Origin of the sequence: Aequorivita lipolytica, assembly GCF_007997135.1 — a bacterium.
Classification (GTDB): domain Bacteria; phylum Bacteroidota; class Bacteroidia; order Flavobacteriales; family Flavobacteriaceae; genus Aequorivita; species Aequorivita lipolytica.
In genome coordinates, this window is the sequence record NZ_VORU01000002.1 from 172,541 (window position 1) to 189,723 (window position 17,183).

Consider the following 17,183-nt stretch of genomic DNA (forward strand, 5'->3'; position numbering starts at 1 on the left):
TTTAACTTGGAACTTTATTTACTATCGTACTACTAGCCTGATCCAAACACATAACCGTCAAATCTGCAATATTAACGTGCGGCGGACGGGTTACAGCAAACCAAATAATATCTGCAATATCTTCAGGCTTTAAGGGCGTAAAACCTTGATATACCTTTTCGGCTCTTTCAGAATCGCCTTTAAACCGCACTTCGCTGAATTCAGTTTCTACCATTCCCGGGTTTATTGCGCCCACTTTTATTCCCTTTCCGTTTAAATCCAGTCGCATTCCTTGGTTTATGGCATCGACGGCGTGTTTGCTGGCACAGTAAACGTTACCTTTTGGATAGACTTCCTTTCCGGCAGTGCTGCCAATGTTTATAATATGGCCACTTTTTCGCGCTATCATTTTTGGAAGAATTGCCTTGCTCACATACAGCAAACCTTTCACATTAATGTCCAGCATTGCGTCCCAATCTTCTGTATTTCCCTCTTGAATTGTATCCATTCCGTGGGCGTTTCCTGCGTTGTTTATTAAAATGTCTATTTCAGAAAAGTTCTTTGGAAGTGATTTTACGGCAGAAAAAACTTCTTCTTTGTTGCGAATGTCAAAACCTAAAGTGTGAACTTGGGTGATGGATGAAAGCTCTTCCGAAATATTTTTTAATCGCTCTTCTCTTCTTCCGCAGAGAATTAATTTTATTCCATTTTTGGCGAAAAGCTTTGCAGTTGCCATACCAATTCCGGAGGTTGCTCCTGTTATAAATGCTGTTTTGTTTTTCATATTAAACTTTTCCTAAAAATACCATTTCTGAAGAATTTAAGAGGATTAAATTCACGTTAATTAAATAGTTAAGAAGTGTTAAAGAAAATTTCAGTCTCTGAATCAGAACTTACGTTTGTGAAACTAATTCTAAAATTATGAAAATGAAATCCCTATTTAAATTAAGTTTAATTGCATTGTTATTCATAGGATTTGTATCCTGCAGTAGCAATGATGATTCCAATAAAAATGATGGCAAGGCAAAATTGTCACTACGTTTAACAGATGCTCCTGGAGATTATGACGCTGTTTTTATTGATGTTGAAGAAGTTGTTATAAAATACAATGGAGGTCAGGATGATGTTACTCTGGGCATTAATGCTGGCATTTATGATCTTTTAGAACTAACCGCAGGGGTAAATGTGTTATTATTTAACGATGAGATCCCTGCCGGAAGCATTAGCCAAATTCGTTTAGTCTTGGGAGACGAAAATACAATAGTAGTTGATGGTCAGCAGTTGCCTTTAGCAACACCAAGCGCACAACAATCAGGTTTAAAAATTCAGGTAAATGAAACTCTTGAACCAGGGATTTTATATGAATTTATGCTCGATTTTGATGTAGACAAATCCATTGTTGCACAAGGAAACGGAGGCTATAGCCTTAAACCAGTAATCAGGGCGACAACCGTGGCTGAAAGTGGTGCAATTTCAGGAACTATTGTTCCTCCCGGAATTATAACAATGATAACAGCAGATAATGGAACTACACAAGTTTCAACATACGCAAATCCTTTAGGCGTATTTTTGTTAAGCGGTGTTCCGGATGGAACTTATACCATTACGGTTCAAGCTGATTTAAGTTTGGGAATTCCACCCGTGGTAATTGAAAATGTGATAGTTGTTCAAGGTGAAGTTACAAGTATAGGAGAAATTAATTTGTAAACTTAAAAGGACAAAACATGTATTTATAAAAGAGGAAAAGTTAAACTTTTCCTCTTTTTTTTTAACCAATTGTTAACAGGCTTTTTAGCAATTATTGCACAATTTGCAGCCACTTTTTAAAAAGCATTCTACATTGAATCTAAATACAGTATGGAAAATACAAATTCAACCTTTGACATTGGGGCATTAAATGAAAAAATTGAAAGGGAAAGTGCCTTTGTGGACATTCTTTCAATGGAAATGAACAAGGTAATCGTTGGCCAAAAACACATGGTGGAACGCCTTATGATCGGTCTTTTGGGCCAAGGACACATTCTTTTGGAGGGTGTTCCTGGTCTTGCAAAAACGCTTGCAATCAATACGCTTGCAAAAGCGGTTCACGGAACTTTTAGCCGAATACAGTTTACCCCAGACTTACTTCCCGCAGATGTTGTGGGAACGATGATTTATAATATGAAGGTGAACGATTTCAGCATCAAAAAAGGTCCCATTTTCGCCAATTTTGTACTTGCGGATGAAATTAATCGTGCTCCCGCAAAAGTACAATCCGCACTTTTGGAAGCGATGCAGGAAAAGCAAGTAACCATTGGCGAAACCACTTTTAAACTGGACAAACCATTTTTGGTAATGGCAACACAAAACCCAATTGAGCAGGAAGGAACGTATCCGCTTCCCGAAGCGCAGGTTGACCGTTTTATGCTGAAAACCGTTATAAAATATCCACAGATTGCTGAGGAACAATTAATAATCCGCCAAAACTTAAAAGGCGATTATGAACAAATTAATCCAGTAGCAACTGTTGAGCAAATCTTAAGAGCCCAAGCTGCTGTTCGCGAAGTTTATATGGATGAAAAGATTGAGAAATACATTCTCGATATCATCTTCGCCACAAGAACGCCAGAAAATTATGGTCTTTCAGATTTAAAACCACTTATAAACTTTGGCGCTTCCCCGCGTGGAAGTATCAACCTTGCCATTGCTGCTAAATGTTATGCCTTTATACGTCGTCGTGGTTATGTGGTACCCGAAGATATTCGCGCCGTAGTGCACGATGTGCTTCGCCACAGAATTGGAATTACTTACGAAGCAGAGGCAGAAAACATCACTTCCGAAGATATCATCAATAAGATTGTTAATGTAATTGAAGTCCCATAGTATTTACGATTTTAGAATGCCGATTTACGATTCCATTTTGAGCATTAATCGTAAATCTAAAATCGTATATCGTAAATAAAAAATATGGATACCAAAGAACTTCTTAAAAAAGTACGAAAAATCGAGATCAAAACGCGTCGGTTGAGCGATCACGTGTTTGGTGGCGAGTATCACAGTACTTTTAAAGGTCGTGGAATGACGTTCAGTGAAGTGCGTCAATATCAGTTTGGCGATGATGTTCGGAATATTGATTGGAACGTTACCGCCCGCTACAACGAGCCATTTATAAAAGTTTTTGAGGAAGAACGCGAGCTTACTTTGATGTTGATGGTAGATATTAGCGGTTCAGAATATTTTGGAACGCAGGAGCAGTTCAAAAATGAAATAATTACTGAAATAGCTGCAACCCTTTCTTTTTCGGCTATGCAAAACAATGATAAAACGGGATTGATTCTTTTTTCAGATGAAATTGAATTATACATTCCACCGAAAAAAGGGAAATCGCACGTACTCCGTATAATCCGTGAACTTATTGAATTCAAACCAAAAAGCAACAAGACTGACATTGCAAATGCGCTGAAATTTTTAAGCAGCGTTATGAAAAAGAAAGCCATCGTTTTTGTGCTTTCAGATTTTATTGCCGACAGTTACCGAGATACGTTGAAGATTGCAGCAAAAAAACACGATGTAACAGGAATTAGAATATATGATAAAGCCGAAGAAACTATTCCAAACCTCGGAATGGTTGAAATGCAAGATCAAGAAACTGGCGAACTGCTTTTAGTAAACACAGGCTCAAAAAGCGTTCGCAACCAATATTACAGCTACCACCGCGAACGTGTGGATTATTTTACTGAATCATTCACAAAAAGTGGCGCAGGCGCATTGAGTTGTAGGGTAGATGAAAGTTATGTGAAAAAATTGTTAGGTTATTTTAAACGCAGGTAGGCGCGCGACTAATCGCGCGCCTACGGAATTTACTTATTTCTCGAAAACAAAATGAAAAATAGAAATTGAAAAAAATTATAATCCATATCATAATATATAGAATTTTGAAACCTTTAGGTTTTCAACCGAATCTTTATTTTATTTTCTCTTTTCTCTTTCTTCTTTGCTCTTTTGTCTCTTTTTCACAAGTAACCTCCTCCATCGATTCCACAAAAATTAAAATTGGCGAGGAAATTCTTTACACTATAAACGTACAAGCAGACTCTACCGATGTAGTGGTTTTTCCCGAAGAGCAAACTTTTGCGCCTTTGGAAATGATTGAATCTTACAAAACCGATACAACCTTTGAAGGTGACAAATATCGCCTCATCAAAAAATATGGGTTGACGCAGTTTGACAGCGGCAAATACACAATTCCGCCGCAGCGCATTTTTATAAACAACAAACCATTTTTAACAGATTCCATTAATGTTGAAGTAAAAGATGTTGTTGTTGATACTACCAAGCAAAAAATGTTCAATATAAAAGCTGCGGTGGAAGTGAAAGGTCCGCCGTTTGATTGGTTGTTGCTATTGTATTGGCTCGTGCCCATTCTTCTAATTATTGGAATTGCCATTTATTTATTCCGAAGAAAAAAACGAAAAGACGCCGCTGCAAAACAATTGCCGCCCTACGAAGAAGCCATCTTTGCTTTGAAAAATTTGGACAACACCCAACTTTTAAAAGAAAATAAAAGCAAGGAATATTACAGCAGTTTAACTGAAATTGTAAAACGCTATCTGGACCGCGAAGTAGACGAAGCAGCTTTGGAAAGCACGAGCGATGAGCTTATCACGCGTTTAATGATGCACAAAGACGCAGGCAGTTTCGATTTCGATTTGGAAACAATCCGCAAGCTGGATTCAATTTTTAAACGTGCAGATTTGGTGAAATTTGCAAAAATGAACCAAGAGTCCGGGCAAGCAGAGGTTGACCGAAAAACCATTGAGGAAATCATCAATGAAACCCACGAAGCCGTTCCCGAACCAACTGAGGAAGAGCTTTTGGAAAATCAGGAATACCTTGAAAAACTAGCTAAAAGACGCAAACGCCGAAAATGGATTTTAGGAATTTCGGGTGTATTTGCGGCCATTGTTTTGGCCGGAGTTATCTTCGGAGCTGCAACAGGATTCGATAATTTAAAAGATAAAGTTTTAGGAAATGACCTTCGCGAACTCGCCGAAGGCCGTTGGATTAAGAGTGAATATGGAAATCCGGCAGTTATTTTAGAAACGCCCGAAGTACTCATAAGAGCAGAAGCACCCGTTACAAACGCAGATAACAGTGCTGTAATAGGAAAAGACTTTTTTACCTATGGCGAAATGAATTCCCCGCTTTACATTATGGTTTCAACTATGCAGTTTAGCCAAAAACAAGATATTGCTTTAGATACTGCGCTGGATGCTGTTTTGGACGATTTAGAACAAAGTGGCGCCAAAAATATGATTGTAAAACGCGACGATTTTGAAACAGAAAAAGGCATAAAAGGTATAAAAGCTTACGGCGAATTTAACGTACAGGTTTCCGAAAATAAAGTATTGAAGCAGAAAAGCACCTATGAACTTTTACTTTTTGCACAGCAAAATGGTTTGCAGGAAGTATTGATAGTTTATCAAAATGACGGTAAGTACGCCGAAGAAATATTAAAACGAATTGAAGCTTCCATAGAGCTTGAAATAGCAGAGAAAGATGGGCAGTAATTTCGAATTTGTAAATCCGCAGATTTTCTGGTTGTTCCTTATACTTCCGGTGCTCGTGCTTTGGTATTTATGGAAGCGAAAAGAGCAAACGGCTTCCCTAAAAATTTCAAGTATCAGCGGTTTCAAATCTGGGAAAAACTGGTTGGCGCGGTTGAAACCATTACTTTTCGCACTTCGCCTTTTAGCACTTTCAGCAATAATAATTGCAATGGCACGCCCACGAACTGTCGACGAAACTACAAAAACAAAAACCACCCGCGGAATTGATATTGTAATGGCAATAGACGTTTCGGCAAGTATGCTAGCGCGCGATTTAAAACCAAACCGTTTGGAAGCACTTAAAACAGTGGCTGCAAGATTCATCAACGGTCGCCCGAATGACAGAATTGGTCTCGTGGAATACGCCGGGGAAAGTTACACCCGCACGCCGTTAACGAGCGACAAAACCATTGTACTTTCTTCATTAAAAAATATAAGCTACAACACAACAATTGAAGGCGGAACTGCAATTGGTTCCGGACTGGCAACAGCCGTAAACCGTTTAAAGGACAGTCGCGCAAAGAGCAAAGTGATTATTTTGCTTACGGACGGGGTCAACAATACAGGTTTCATCGATCCAAAAATAGCCAGCGAGCTTGCAGTGGAATTTGGCATTAAGGTTTACACTATCGGTTTGGGAAGCAATGGAATGGCAATGTCGCCCATTGGTATTCGTCCCGACGGCGGTTTTCAATATGGAAACGTGCAAGTTGAAATTGACGAAGCTTTGTTGAAAGAAATTGCGGTTAAAACTGGCGGACAATATTTCCGTGCGACGACAAATACAAAATTGGAAGAGATTTACGGAGAAATAAACAAGCTTGAAAAAACAGATATCGAAGAATTCAAATACACAAACTATAACGAAATGTTTCGCCCGTGGGCAATTTTCGCATTGGTATTAATTGCGTTTGAATTTTTGTTGCGAAATACAATATTTAAAGGATTTTTATAAATAATATTTGAAATTTTGCAACAGGAAAAAGATTACATAAAGCGCGAAATCCAAAAATTGACAATGGCTTTAATGAAATTGATTGACAAAACAGTTTCAGCAGATATCAATAATTTTGAATCAGTAGTTTTTGAAACGAATGAACAAATAAAAGAATATTTTGGTTTATCGCTAAATGAAATTGCTGCGGCCGATAATTCAAAATTGATGGATAGAGTGGAAAGTTTTCACGAAGTACATATTGAGAAATTAATTGAATTATTATTTCAGACAATTCAAAAATCAGAAGAATTAGAAGTTGAATTGAATTTTGAAATAGAAGAATTATCGAATAAACTTTTACTGATGATAGATTTTGCAAATGAAAAAAGTAAATCATTTTCTGTTGAAAGAATGAACATGAAAACCCATCTAATAAAAAATAGCAATAAAGAATAAAAATGTACCAATTAGAACAGCCCACATACTTCTACATTCTCTTCGCCATTCCGGTGATAGTGGTGGTTTTTCTGTTGCTTTTAGTTTGGAAAAAAACAGTTCAAAAACGGTTTGTTGATAAAGAACTTTTAAAGAAATTGAGTCCAAACCGCTCACTTTTCAAATCTGTTTTAAAAGTTTTAGTGCTTTGTTTAGCCATTGCCTGTTTAAGTTTTGCATTGGTAAACCCAAAAATTGGAACAAAGCTTGAGACCGTAAAACGTGAGGGCGTTGATATTGTTTTCGCATTGGACGTTTCAAAAAGTATGTTGGCGGAAGACATAGCGCCAAACCGTTTGGAAAAATCAAAACAGCTCATCACCCAAATAATCAATGGTCTTGCAGGCGATAGAATTGGTATAATTGGTTATGCCGGAAGCGCTTTTCCGCAGGTTCCAATTACTTCAGATTTTTCTTCTGCAAAGCTATTTTTAAGCGGAATGAACACAGGTATGGTTTCCTCACAAGGAACTGCCATTACCCAAGCAATTGAAATGGCGCAAACTTTTTATGACGATGAAGATCAAACCAATCGCGTTCTATTCTTAATAAGCGATGGTGAAGACCACGAAGGTAATATTTTGGAAATAGCCGAAGAAGCTGCGGAAAAAGGTATCCGTATTTTCACTATAGGTGTGGGAACTGTGGAAGGCGGCCCAATTCCTATTAAAGAAAACGGAGTGCTACAATATTATAAACGCGATCAAAATAACGAGCAAGTTATCACAAGATTAGGTGAAGAAACTCTTAAAGAGATTGCGAAAACCGCTAATGGTGAGTATATTGACGGCTCTAATACCAAAGTGGTGGTTGACCGAGTAAAAACCATTCTGAATGGAATGGACAAAAAGGAATTTGAGGCCAAGCAATTCACAGATTTTAAAGATCAGTTCCAGTGGTTTTTGGCTGGGGCATTGTTTTTGCTTGTATTGGATGTGTTCTTCTTAGAACGAAAAACAGCCTGGTTGAAAAAATTGAATTTGTTTAATGAAAAGGAAAAGATTTAAAATGATTTTTGGAGCTAAAACATTCTTTCAGAAACGTGCGATATGGAACATTTCGTTGGTTCTTTGTATGCTTCTGTTTTCATTGAATTCATTTGCACAACCACAAACCAAAGAACAGAAAAAGGAACTTAAGGCTTCCCAGAATTTTTTGAGTGAAGCCCAACACTCTCTTCAGAAAGAAGAATTTGCTTCCGCGGAAGCTGATTACCGGCGAGCCATTTCATTAAATCCAAAAAGCGAAACCGCAAAATACAATCTGGGAACCGCTTACTACGGAAAAGATAAAAATGCCGAGGCAATGCTTCGTTTTAAACAAGCTGCCCAAACTGCAACTAGCAAAGCCGAAAAACACAAAGCCTTTCATAATTTGGGCAATACTTTTATGAATGAAAAAAAGTATACCGAAGCCGTGGAATCTTATAAAAACGCACTTCGCAACAACCCGAATGACGATGAAACACGTTATAATTTAGCTTTGGCTAAAGATATGTTGGATAAAAATCCGCCTCCGCCAGAAGACAAAGACGACAAAAACAAGGATCAGAACGAAGACAAAAAAGATCAAGAAAACAAAGACGATAAAAATAAAGAAGGCGACAAAGGCGACGAGAAAGAAGATAAAGATAAGGGCGACCAAAAAGAAGATAAAAAAGAAGGCGATAAAGATAAAGACCAAAGTAAACCAAAAGAAGAGGAAGGCGACAAGCCGCAACAGCAACAGCCCGTTCCTGGGCAGCTTTCACCCCAACAAGTAAAAAGCCTTTTGGAAGCGATGAACAACGAAGAGAAAAAGGTACAGGATAAAATAAATGCCGAAAAGCAAAAAGGTGCAAAAGTGAGATCTGATAAAGATTGGTAGATTATGAAGACGAAGAATTTTTTATTCCTTTTAGGTTTTGTGTTGTGCAGCATTGTTGCAACGGCCCAGGTTCAGTTTGACGCAAAAGTGAGCAAGAAAAAGCTTGGAATAAACGAGCGTTTGCGAATAGATTTTGAAATGAACCAAGACGGCGACAATTTTAGACCGCCAAATTTTGATGGTTTCCGTGTTGTTGGCGGCCCAAATCAATCTATCAGTAATTCTTGGATAAATGGTAAAAGGAGCTTTTCAAAAACCTATTCTTACTTCTTATCTCCACAGACACGTGGAAAAGTTACCATTGCCCAAGCTACTATTGAAGTAGAAGGGGAAACCTATAAAACGCTTCCAGTTGAGGTAGAAATTACCGCCGCCGTAGAGGTTCCAAAAGATGGTAATAATGCAGAATATGTAGCAAGCGAAAACGTGCATTTGGTGGCAGAAATCTCAAATGCCAGTCCATTTCTTAACGAAGCGATTACCGTTACTTACAAATTATATGTTTCGCACGATGTGAGTATTACCAGTCAATGGCGAGAAATTGACACTCCAAAATACGCCGACTTCTGGAGCCAAAATATTGACAATCAAAACAATTTTAAAGTTTCCGAAGGAAAATACAATGGCGAAGATTATCGTTTCGTTGTTTTAAGAACTACCGTTCTCTATCCACAAAAAACTGGAGAATTGGAAATAGAGCCGCTCACGCTAGATATTCCAATTGACGTTCAAGGAAACCGCCGCGATATTTTTGGGCGACGAGTGATGGAGCGTGTTAATAAAACCATTTCTGCTGGAAAGCGTGCAATTAATGTGAAACCTCTACCTTTGGAAGGAAGACCCGATGGCTTTAACGGCGCCGTTGGCGATTTTACCTTTGAAGTTTCTACAAATAAAACCGCCCTAAACGCGAACGAATCTTTGCAACTTGACGTAAAAGTTTCGGGAAAGGGAAATTTGAAATTATTCACCGCCCCAACTGTTAAACTTCCGAACACCTTGGAAGTTTATGAGCCTGAACACAGCGAAAGTGTAAATACAACTATTGCCGGAATGCAAGGTTCCATAACCGATTCCTATACTATTGTGCCTCAATTTAAAGGAACATATCCCGTAAATCCAATAACCTTTTCTTTCTTTGATCCGAAGACTGAAAAGTATAGAACAATTTCTTCAAAAGAATTCACTATTGAAGTTAAAAATGGGCCAATAAGTTCGGCAACCGAGAGTACCAATTCCAACGATTCGAAAAAGCAGGTTGTTCTTTCCAAAGATAATTTCAAATACATAAAACTGGATGCCAATTTGGAATCCATCTCACAGGAAGAATTTTTTAAATCTCCGTTATTTTGGTCGCTTTTGGGCGGGCCGTTTTTGTTGATTCCACTGTTTATTCTCGCAGGTAAAAAACGCAAAGCACGTTTAAATGACGTGGAAGGAAACAAACTACGCCGTGCAAACAAACTTGCCAAAAAATACCTTTCCGAAGCAAAGCGGAATACATCAAATCCAGTTACATTTTATGAATCTTTAGAGCGCGCGCTTCACAATTACTTAAAAGCGAAACTGAATATTGAAACTTCCGAAATGGAAAAAAGCCTCATTTCAAAAATGTTGTTGGAACGAAACGTGGAAAATCCAATGGTTGAAAATTTCATTGACTTGCTGAAAAGTTGCGAATTTGCACGCTATGCTTCCTCTTCCGAAGTATCTGTGCAACAAGATTACAACAAAGCGTTGGAAGTGATTTCAAACATAGATAAACAAATACAGTAAAACTGAAGACGATGAAAAAGCTGCTGTACTTATTTATTTTACTTATTTCCTTCACAAGTGTTGGTCAAAATGAAACACTTTTTAACCAAGGAAAAGAACTCTACAAAAACGGAAAATACCAACAGGCCATCAATGCTTGGATGCAGATTTTGGACAAAGGCGAACATTCTGCAGAGCTGTATTTCAATTTAGGAAATGCGCAGTATAAACTGAACCACATTGGCCCAAGCGTTTATTATTACGAAAAAGCGCTTCAGCTCGTCCCAAACGATGATGACATAAAAAACAACCTCTCCTTTGCCGAAAACGCACGTATTGATTCTATTGAAACATTGCCGCAGACGGTTTTTTCAAAATGGTACAAAAATGTTGCCGGGTTATTTACCTTTAATGGCTGGGCCATTTTTTCAGTTGTGATTTCGTTTCTTTTTGTAGCACTTTTTCTTCTTTATTATTTTTCCTATTCCGAAAAAAGAAAACGATTATTGTTCGTCGGTTCTATGTTTGCAGGTTTGTTTATGATCGCTTCGCTTACGATGGCTTTTTTTACCTACGGCGATTACACAAAAAACCAACCCGCCGTTATTTTTGCGAGTGAAATAGAAGTAAAAACCGAACCAACTATGGGAAGCAACGTAGCTTTTGTATTGCACGAAGGAACGAAAGTTCAGATTTTAGCGCAGGATGGAAACTGGTTTCGCATCACTTTAGCAGACGGAAAAGACGGTTGGATACCTGCTTCAGATTTAAAACAACTATAGTTTTAATATTTACTTAACAGGAATTTAAGTTCAATCTGCTAATTTTGAATTTCTCCAAAAAAAATAAGTTGAGGATAACCAGTATTTTATTGTTGCTAGTATTTACAAGTTTTCTTATAACGCCTGCTATTATTAGTATTTCTGGTAATCAAGCTGATGTTATTACTTTTTTTTCAATGAACGAGGAAGAGAATTCAAACAAAATGCCCAAGTCTTTTGTTTTCTTTATTGAAAAAACCCAATCCAATTATAAATTTCTGAAATTTCTGAAAAAACAAAAAAATAAAGATATTTTTCATATTGACGACTATTCCAAAGTCTTTATAGACGTGGTTTCGCCGCCGCCTCGAATCGCTTAATATTTCCCCAACATTCCTAATTATTTCTTCAAAAAATATTTCCGTTGCCTATTCAACTGGAAATATATGTCAATTCTATTGGCTTTGGAGACAATTCACAATTAAACGCTAAAAGAAGCACCAATGAAATTATACGATACGCTTATAGAAAACAACAAAAAGTGGGTAGAAGAAAAATTAGAACTTGACCCTAACTATTTTACAAATCTCGCAAAAGGCCAAAGCCCGCCAGTGCTTTGGATTGGCTGTGCTGACAGCCGCGTACCGGCGAACGAAATTATTGGCGCCCAACCGGGTGAGGTATTTGTACAGCGCAACATTGCTAATATGGTTGTGCATACAGATATGAATATGCTAAGTGTTCTGGATTATGCTGTTAACGCCCTAAAAGTGAAACATGTAATTGTTTGTGGGCACTATGGCTGTGGAGGTGTAAAAGCCGCAATGCAGAATGAATCTATTGGATTGATCGACAATTGGCTAAGACACATTAAAGATGTTTACAGGCTCCATAAAGATGAACTTGATGGTGTGGCTGATGAAAAAGAAAGATTCAACCGTTTCGTGGAATTGAATGTGAAAGAACAGGTTTTTGATCTTGCCAAAACCTCTATTGTTCAAAACGCTTGGCACAATAAGCAAGAACTCTACCTGCACGGGTGGGTTTACGGTCTTGAATCGGGCTTGATTAAAGACCTTGATGTAAATGTGAGTAACGACTCCGAACTGGACAAAGTGTATCAACTCAATTTTTAAGCCTAACTAAAATTTGGTTTTGAGCTCAATTACACTAATCTTAAATAAATACTTATGACTAAAAATATATTTTCAAATTTTAGGGGTAACCTATTTGGTGGGATTACGGCAGGAATTGTTGCCCTACCATTGGCACTTGCATTTGGTGTTCAATCAGGTCTTGGGCCCGATGCGGGCTTATACGGCGCTATTTTCATAGGTTTTTTCGCATCACTTTTTGGGGGAACCAACACCCAAATTTCCGGGCCCACAGCTCCTATGACGGCGGTGTCTATGGTTCTGGTTGCCGGAATTATTGCGACAAACAATGGAGATCTAGAGAAAGCCCTTCCTTATATTTTACTTGTCTTTCTAATGGCAGGCCTAATGCAGGTTCTATTGGGAATAACAGGCGTAGGAAAGTACATAAAGTATATTCCATATCCCGTGGTTTCTGGTTTTATGACTGCAATTGGTGTTATCATTTTAATCACTCAGTTATTGCCCGTCTTGGGTTATTACACTGAAGAAGACACTGCTTATATTGAAACCTTCAATCCCCAGGCTGAAGAAGTAATTATGAACAAAATCCTCCAAGACGAAGCTGGAGAAGGCATCTTGGTTTTACAAGATTTTAAAGAAACCATAAGCAGATCTGAACAAATTTCAGAAGAAGATATTCTTCAGGAATCCAAAACACTCGCAAAGGCTGAAAACTCTGGCGTAGCCGGGGCTATTATAGCGTTGCCCAGAGCAATTGCAAATATTGATTGGTTGGAATTCATTCTTGCTTCGCTTACCATTTTTATTATTTACGGTTTCAAAAAAATTACAACAAAAGTGCCCAGTACATTGGTGGCACTGCTTGTGGTTTCCGTAGGTGCTTATTTTTTGAAACTAGATTACCAACCTATTGATCAAATTCCCGGTGGTTTCCCGATTCCGAACTTGGAGATGTTCAGTCAATTTCAATTTGGGCAAATTTCCCCTTATGTATTTACAGCGTTAACGCTTGCGTTTTTAGGAAGTATTGACTCATTGTTAACTTCTGTAGTTGCGGACAATATGACGAAAACCAAACACAATCCAAACCAAGAACTGATGGGACAAGGAATAGGAAACAGTGTTGCGGCAATTTTTGGTGGAATCCCAGGAGCGGGCGCAACTATCCGTACTGTCGTAAACATAAAATCTGGAGGAACAACCAAACTTTCTGGTATGATTGCCGCAGTTCTATTGTTAGTTATATTATTGGCATTGGGCCCAATAGCATCACAAATTCCAGCGGCTGTACTTGCAGGAATTTTGATAACTGTAGGTATTGGCGTTATGGATTATAAAGGTTTAAAAGCAATCCCTAAAATGCAAAAGGCTGAGGTAACCATTATGATTGTGGTGTTATTGCTTTCCGTATTTTGGAACCTCGTTTATGCTGTGGGAATAGGACTTGTATTGGCTTCCATTATTTTTATGAAGAAAATTGGAGATCTTACCGCCGACCAATCAAAAGTTGTTCCATTGAAAAATGCTGATGAACTTATGATGGCTTGGAGCGACGAGCTGAATTTTCCTGAAAAACTGAAAGAAGAAGTCTTTATCAAACGTTTGGAAGGACCACTGTTTTTTGGTTACACATCAGATTTTCAACAACTGGCAAAGGAAATTCCAGATACTGCAACCCACGTAATTATACGAATGGGGAAAACACCGTATATAGATCAATCCGGACTTTATGCTATGGAAGAAGTGTTGATGGAAATTTCACAAAGAGGTATTAAGCCAATATTTGAAGGCCTTCAGGCACAACCACGTGTTATGATGGAAAAGATAGATATTATTCCAGATTTGGTTCCGAAAGAATTAATTTTTACCGACTTTAAAGAAGCGGTTAAATATGCACGTGGTAACATAAAAAACGTGATATAAACTAATCTTACTCTATAGGAAGCTCCGTTTCGCCGGGGCTTTCTTCAGGAGTAATTTCAGAATCATTGATATTTAAATTATCAACTTCCTTCATTATTGTGGGCAACACTGCTGGCGCAATAGATGCTACTGGCCCATAAAGTATGGATGAATCGCGTTTTTCTTCAGTAAGAATTCTATAGTCTTTTGAAGCGTTTACGAACATAAAAACCACACTTATTAAAAAGGCGAATTTCAGCACATTAAAAATTCCGCCGAAAAGCTTATTGAAAATACCCAGCATCGCAAAATCGGCAACTTTTGTTAAAAGCTTTCCCAAAATACTGAACAGAATCATTATCAATAAAAAAGTTATAACGAACGCCATAATGGTGGTAATATCTGTGCTCCAATCAAACCAACGGATAAGATAATCGCCCACATAGCCCGAAAAAAACATCGCGCAATAAACGCCAACCACAATCCCAATTAATGAAGCGAGTGATCGAAGCAAACCTTTGCTAAACCCCACAAAAAAAGCGATGATAAAAATGATGCCTATAACAATGTCGATAGTGTTCATATCCTGAAATTTTTCATAAATATACCATTTTCCAAATTCTGAATTTTGAATTCACAATTCAGAATTGTAAAATGTATCTTTGCAGCCTAATTTATATATGAAAAATGGCACGCGACGAACAATTGAAGATGCAATGGGAAGCAGTAGTTAAACTACTAAGCAACCGCTTTGCCGATGGCGAGATTTTAGATTTGGACGCAATTATCTATTTAATCGGTTTGCAGGAATTGGGTCAATTACATCGAAAATTTAAAAAAGACGAAAAACTCAACCTAATGCACATTGCCATCTGCCGAGTTTTAGAACCTTATGGATATTACCAGTTTGATTACGTAGACGAAGAAGGCTGGCCGCATTATCACGTTTTAGAACAATTACCGCCATTAAAAGCCGGTGAACAAAGTGTATTGATGAAGGAGGCTATTGTGCAGTATTTTGTGGAGAAGGAGGTGATTATTTAATCGATTAATTAAAAAAAATCAAAAACATAATTGCGCTTATACGCGTGTTACACTACAAAAAATCATTAGTGAATTCGTGGCAAAAAAAGATTTAAAATGATAGAAATAATAAAAAAACACATAGCCGAAGTACAAGCCTTTTCTTCAACCAATAAAGAAGAAATAGAAAACTTCCGTATAAAATATCTGGGTAAAAAAGGACTTTTAAACGACTTTTTTGCCGAGTTTAAAAATGTGCCGAACGAGCAGAAAAAGGAGTTTGGGCAGGTTATAAACACCCTTAAAAACACCGCGCAGGAAAAAGTAGATTCGCTGAAAGAGGCATTGGAGAACAGCACAGAAACAAAAGGCGTTTACGGCGATCTTTCCCGTCCGGGCGAAGTGATTCCGTTGGGTTCGCGTCATCCTATTTCTATTGTAAAAAACAAAATTATCGACATCTTTTTGCGCATCGGTTTCAACGTTTCCGAAGGGCCCGAAATCGAGGATGACTGGCATAATTTTACAGCACTAAACCTGCCCGAATATCACCCTGCCCGCGATATGCAGGATACGTTTTTCGTCCAGACCAATCCAGACGTTTTGTTGCGCACGCACACATCTTCGGTACAGGTTCGGTATATGGAAAATAACAAACCACCTATTCGTACCATTTCACCGGGTCGTGTTTATAGAAATGAAGCCATTTCCGCACGCTCACACTGCTTTTTCCACCAAGTGGAAGGTTTGTATGTGGACAAAGGCGTAAGCTTCGCAGATTTAAAGCAAACGTTACAATATTTCACTACTGAAATGTTTGGGAAATCTAAAATCCGTCTTCGTCCGTCCTATTTTCCTTTCACGGAACCAAGCGCTGAAGTTGACGTTTATTGGGGATTAGAAACCGAAGCAGATCATAGAATCACCAAAGGAACAGGCTGGCTAGAAATTGGCGGTTGCGGAATGGTTGATCCCAACGTACTTAAAAACTGCGGCATAGATCCCGAAGAATATTCAGGCTTTGCCTTTGGCGTTGGCATAGATCGTATCGCGATGCTTTTGCACCAAATTCCCGATATAAGAATGTTCAGCGAAAACGATGTTCGATTTTTGGAACAATTTAAAAGTGTACTCTAAAAAAGATATAAGACCGTTTCGCATAAGATACAAGACTTAATTCCAAATAAAATTACTATGAAAAAATACCTCGTTATTGCCTTGTTAGTCATCGTTGCACTTATTGTGGCGTATTTTACTTTTATAATCGCAGCCATAAAGATTGTGCTGGGCGCAATTTTGCTTGGCGTTGCGGCAATAGCGCTTTTGGTAGTTTGGATTATGTGGAAAATTGACGATTAGTTATGCGAAAAGATATTGAAATCCCCAAAGCCGAAAGCGTGCATATTATTGCCGTAAAGGAATGGGACAAAGATTTTACTCAACAACTTTGGAACGTTTATTTGGTGAACAATCGCGAGGACGAAATTGATACTGTTTTAGTGCTATCTCGCGGTAAAAGTGACGATAAAAAAACTTCCACATTACGTCACGGTTTGGGAAATTTGAAACCAAAATCTTCAGCGAAAGTAGAGTTCATTCCAACAGAAGTTTTGGGTTTTACGAATGAATATTTGGTCACTTTTTTTGCTGAAAATAAACTCTTTGAACGCAAATTCATTTTTGAACCGAACAGTATTTCTGAAGAAAATATAGTTGAAATTCCAGTTTTGGAAAGCGAAGGAATTTTGGCAAAATAATA

The 17,183-nt window shown here is 38.0% G+C and carries 19 protein-coding genes; 17 read left to right on the forward strand and 2 right to left on the reverse strand.

Features of this window, described 5'->3' with window-relative positions; translation table 11 throughout:
- Position 1: 1 nt before the first annotated feature.
- Entirely contained in the window at positions 2–763 is a 762-nt protein-coding gene (locus ESV24_RS03255; RefSeq protein ID WP_111815238.1) for an SDR family NAD(P)-dependent oxidoreductase, read from the reverse strand.
- Between the two features lie 143 nt (positions 764–906).
- Between ESV24_RS03255 and ESV24_RS03260 the strand changes: the two genes are divergently transcribed.
- The 13 genes from ESV24_RS03260 to ESV24_RS03320 all read left to right on the forward strand — a co-directional run bounded on the left by ESV24_RS03260 (position 907) and on the right by ESV24_RS03320 (position 14,422).
- On the forward strand, positions 907–1,686 hold the full coding sequence (locus tag ESV24_RS03260; RefSeq protein ID WP_170227858.1) for a DUF4382 domain-containing protein: 780 nt from the start codon (positions 907–909) through the stop codon (positions 1,684–1,686).
- A 150-nt stretch (positions 1,687–1,836) separates the two neighbouring features.
- A complete protein-coding gene (locus tag ESV24_RS03265; protein WP_111815239.1) occupies positions 1,837–2,841 on the forward strand; it encodes an AAA family ATPase in 1,005 nt (334 codons plus the stop codon).
- A gap of 84 nt (positions 2,842–2,925) precedes the next feature.
- Positions 2,926–3,789 (forward strand): DUF58 domain-containing protein, encoded by an 864-nt coding sequence (locus ESV24_RS03270; protein WP_111815240.1) that lies wholly within the window; start codon positions 2,926–2,928, stop codon positions 3,787–3,789.
- Positions 3,790–3,854: 65 nt separating this feature from the next.
- Entirely contained in the window at positions 3,855–5,528 is a 1,674-nt protein-coding gene (locus ESV24_RS03275; RefSeq protein WP_111815241.1) for a DUF4381 domain-containing protein, read from the forward strand.
- Positions 5,518–6,522 carry a vWA domain-containing protein gene (locus ESV24_RS03280; protein ID WP_111815242.1) on the forward strand — a complete coding sequence of 335 codons (1,005 nt, stop codon included), beginning with the start codon at positions 5,518–5,520 and terminating at the stop codon, positions 6,520–6,522. Before ESV24_RS03275 ends, ESV24_RS03280 begins: the two co-directional genes overlap by 11 nt.
- 63 nt (positions 6,523–6,585) lie before the next feature.
- Positions 6,586–6,960: a hypothetical protein gene (locus ESV24_RS03285; protein WP_146743134.1), complete on the forward strand. Its 375-nt coding sequence runs from the start codon at positions 6,586–6,588 to the stop codon at positions 6,958–6,960.
- A 2-nt stretch (positions 6,961–6,962) separates the two neighbouring features.
- A complete protein-coding gene (locus ESV24_RS03290; RefSeq protein ID WP_111815244.1) occupies positions 6,963–8,006 on the forward strand; it encodes a VWA domain-containing protein in 1,044 nt (347 codons plus the stop codon).
- Positions 7,987–8,865 carry a tetratricopeptide repeat protein gene (locus ESV24_RS03295; RefSeq protein ID WP_235003993.1) on the forward strand — a complete coding sequence of 293 codons (879 nt, stop codon included), beginning with the start codon at positions 7,987–7,989 and terminating at the stop codon, positions 8,863–8,865. The genes ESV24_RS03290 and ESV24_RS03295 overlap by 20 nt, the downstream gene beginning before the upstream one ends.
- Before the next feature lie 3 nt (positions 8,866–8,868).
- Positions 8,869–10,641 (forward strand): BatD family protein, encoded by a 1,773-nt coding sequence (locus ESV24_RS03300; RefSeq protein ID WP_111815245.1) that lies wholly within the window; start codon positions 8,869–8,871, stop codon positions 10,639–10,641.
- An 11-nt stretch (positions 10,642–10,652) separates the two neighbouring features.
- Positions 10,653–11,402 carry an SH3 domain-containing protein gene (locus tag ESV24_RS03305; protein ID WP_111815246.1) on the forward strand — a complete coding sequence of 250 codons (750 nt, stop codon included), beginning with the start codon at positions 10,653–10,655 and terminating at the stop codon, positions 11,400–11,402.
- A gap of 44 nt (positions 11,403–11,446) precedes the next feature.
- Complete coding sequence (locus tag ESV24_RS03310) at positions 11,447–11,761, forward strand: hypothetical protein (RefSeq protein WP_111815247.1); 315 nt, start codon at positions 11,447–11,449, stop codon at positions 11,759–11,761.
- A gap of 123 nt (positions 11,762–11,884) precedes the next feature.
- Positions 11,885–12,517, forward strand: coding sequence for a carbonate dehydratase (can, locus tag ESV24_RS03315; protein ID WP_111815248.1), 633 nt, complete (start codon positions 11,885–11,887; stop codon positions 12,515–12,517).
- A 54-nt stretch (positions 12,518–12,571) separates the two neighbouring features.
- A complete protein-coding gene (locus ESV24_RS03320; RefSeq protein ID WP_111815249.1) occupies positions 12,572–14,422 on the forward strand; it encodes a SulP family inorganic anion transporter in 1,851 nt (616 codons plus the stop codon).
- A 7-nt stretch (positions 14,423–14,429) separates the two neighbouring features.
- Here ESV24_RS03320 and ESV24_RS03325 read toward each other — a convergent pair whose 3' ends face one another.
- Complete coding sequence (locus ESV24_RS03325) at positions 14,430–14,984, reverse strand: CvpA family protein (protein ID WP_111815250.1); 555 nt, start codon at positions 14,982–14,984, stop codon at positions 14,430–14,432.
- A gap of 104 nt (positions 14,985–15,088) precedes the next feature.
- Between ESV24_RS03325 and ESV24_RS03330 the strand changes: the two genes are divergently transcribed.
- From ESV24_RS03330 to ESV24_RS03340, 4 genes are all read left to right on the forward strand, one after another.
- Entirely contained in the window at positions 15,089–15,445 is a 357-nt protein-coding gene (locus ESV24_RS03330; RefSeq protein ID WP_111815251.1) for a hypothetical protein, read from the forward strand.
- A 96-nt stretch (positions 15,446–15,541) separates the two neighbouring features.
- Positions 15,542–16,561, forward strand: coding sequence for a phenylalanine--tRNA ligase subunit alpha (gene pheS, locus ESV24_RS03335; protein ID WP_111815252.1), 1,020 nt, complete (start codon positions 15,542–15,544; stop codon positions 16,559–16,561).
- Positions 16,562–16,618: 57 nt separating this feature from the next.
- On the forward strand, positions 16,619–16,783 hold the full coding sequence (locus ESV24_RS15250) for a hypothetical protein (protein WP_170227859.1): 165 nt from the start codon (positions 16,619–16,621) through the stop codon (positions 16,781–16,783).
- Positions 16,784–16,785: 2 nt separating this feature from the next.
- Positions 16,786–17,181, forward strand: a complete 396-nt coding sequence (locus ESV24_RS03340) for a hypothetical protein (RefSeq protein WP_111815253.1) — start codon at positions 16,786–16,788, stop codon at positions 17,179–17,181.
- The last annotated feature ends 2 nt before the right edge of the window (positions 17,182–17,183 follow it).

What these genes read in the sequence shown, in the direction of transcription:
- ESV24_RS03255 (WP_111815238.1), bottom strand. Translation starts at nt 763, where the DNA reads ATGAAAAACAAAACAGCATTTATAACAGGAGCAACCTCCGGAATTGGT.
- ESV24_RS03260 (WP_170227858.1), top strand. Translation starts at nt 907, where the DNA reads ATGAAATCCCTATTTAAATTAAGTTTAATTGCATTGTTATTCATAGGA.
- ESV24_RS03265 (WP_111815239.1), top strand. Translation starts at nt 1,837, where the DNA reads ATGGAAAATACAAATTCAACCTTTGACATTGGGGCATTAAATGAAAAA.
- ESV24_RS03270 (WP_111815240.1), top strand. Translation starts at nt 2,926, where the DNA reads ATGGATACCAAAGAACTTCTTAAAAAAGTACGAAAAATCGAGATCAAA.
- ESV24_RS03280 (WP_111815242.1), top strand. Translation starts at nt 5,518, where the DNA reads ATGGGCAGTAATTTCGAATTTGTAAATCCGCAGATTTTCTGGTTGTTC.
- ESV24_RS03285 (WP_146743134.1), top strand. Translation starts at nt 6,586, where the DNA reads ATGGCTTTAATGAAATTGATTGACAAAACAGTTTCAGCAGATATCAAT.
- ESV24_RS03290 (WP_111815244.1), top strand. Translation starts at nt 6,963, where the DNA reads ATGTACCAATTAGAACAGCCCACATACTTCTACATTCTCTTCGCCATT.
- ESV24_RS03295 (WP_235003993.1), top strand. Translation starts at nt 7,987, where the DNA reads ATGAAAAGGAAAAGATTTAAAATGATTTTTGGAGCTAAAACATTCTTT.
- ESV24_RS03300 (WP_111815245.1), top strand. Translation starts at nt 8,869, where the DNA reads ATGAAGACGAAGAATTTTTTATTCCTTTTAGGTTTTGTGTTGTGCAGC.
- ESV24_RS03305 (WP_111815246.1), top strand. Translation starts at nt 10,653, where the DNA reads ATGAAAAAGCTGCTGTACTTATTTATTTTACTTATTTCCTTCACAAGT.
- can (WP_111815248.1), top strand. Translation starts at nt 11,885, where the DNA reads ATGAAATTATACGATACGCTTATAGAAAACAACAAAAAGTGGGTAGAA.
- ESV24_RS03320 (WP_111815249.1), top strand. Translation starts at nt 12,572, where the DNA reads ATGACTAAAAATATATTTTCAAATTTTAGGGGTAACCTATTTGGTGGG.
- ESV24_RS03325 (WP_111815250.1), bottom strand. Translation starts at nt 14,984, where the DNA reads ATGAACACTATCGACATTGTTATAGGCATCATTTTTATCATCGCTTTT.
- ESV24_RS03330 (WP_111815251.1), top strand. Translation starts at nt 15,089, where the DNA reads ATGGCACGCGACGAACAATTGAAGATGCAATGGGAAGCAGTAGTTAAA.
- pheS (WP_111815252.1), top strand. Translation starts at nt 15,542, where the DNA reads ATGATAGAAATAATAAAAAAACACATAGCCGAAGTACAAGCCTTTTCT.
- ESV24_RS15250 (WP_170227859.1), top strand. Translation starts at nt 16,619, where the DNA reads ATGAAAAAATACCTCGTTATTGCCTTGTTAGTCATCGTTGCACTTATT.
- ESV24_RS03340 (WP_111815253.1), top strand. Translation starts at nt 16,786, where the DNA reads ATGCGAAAAGATATTGAAATCCCCAAAGCCGAAAGCGTGCATATTATT.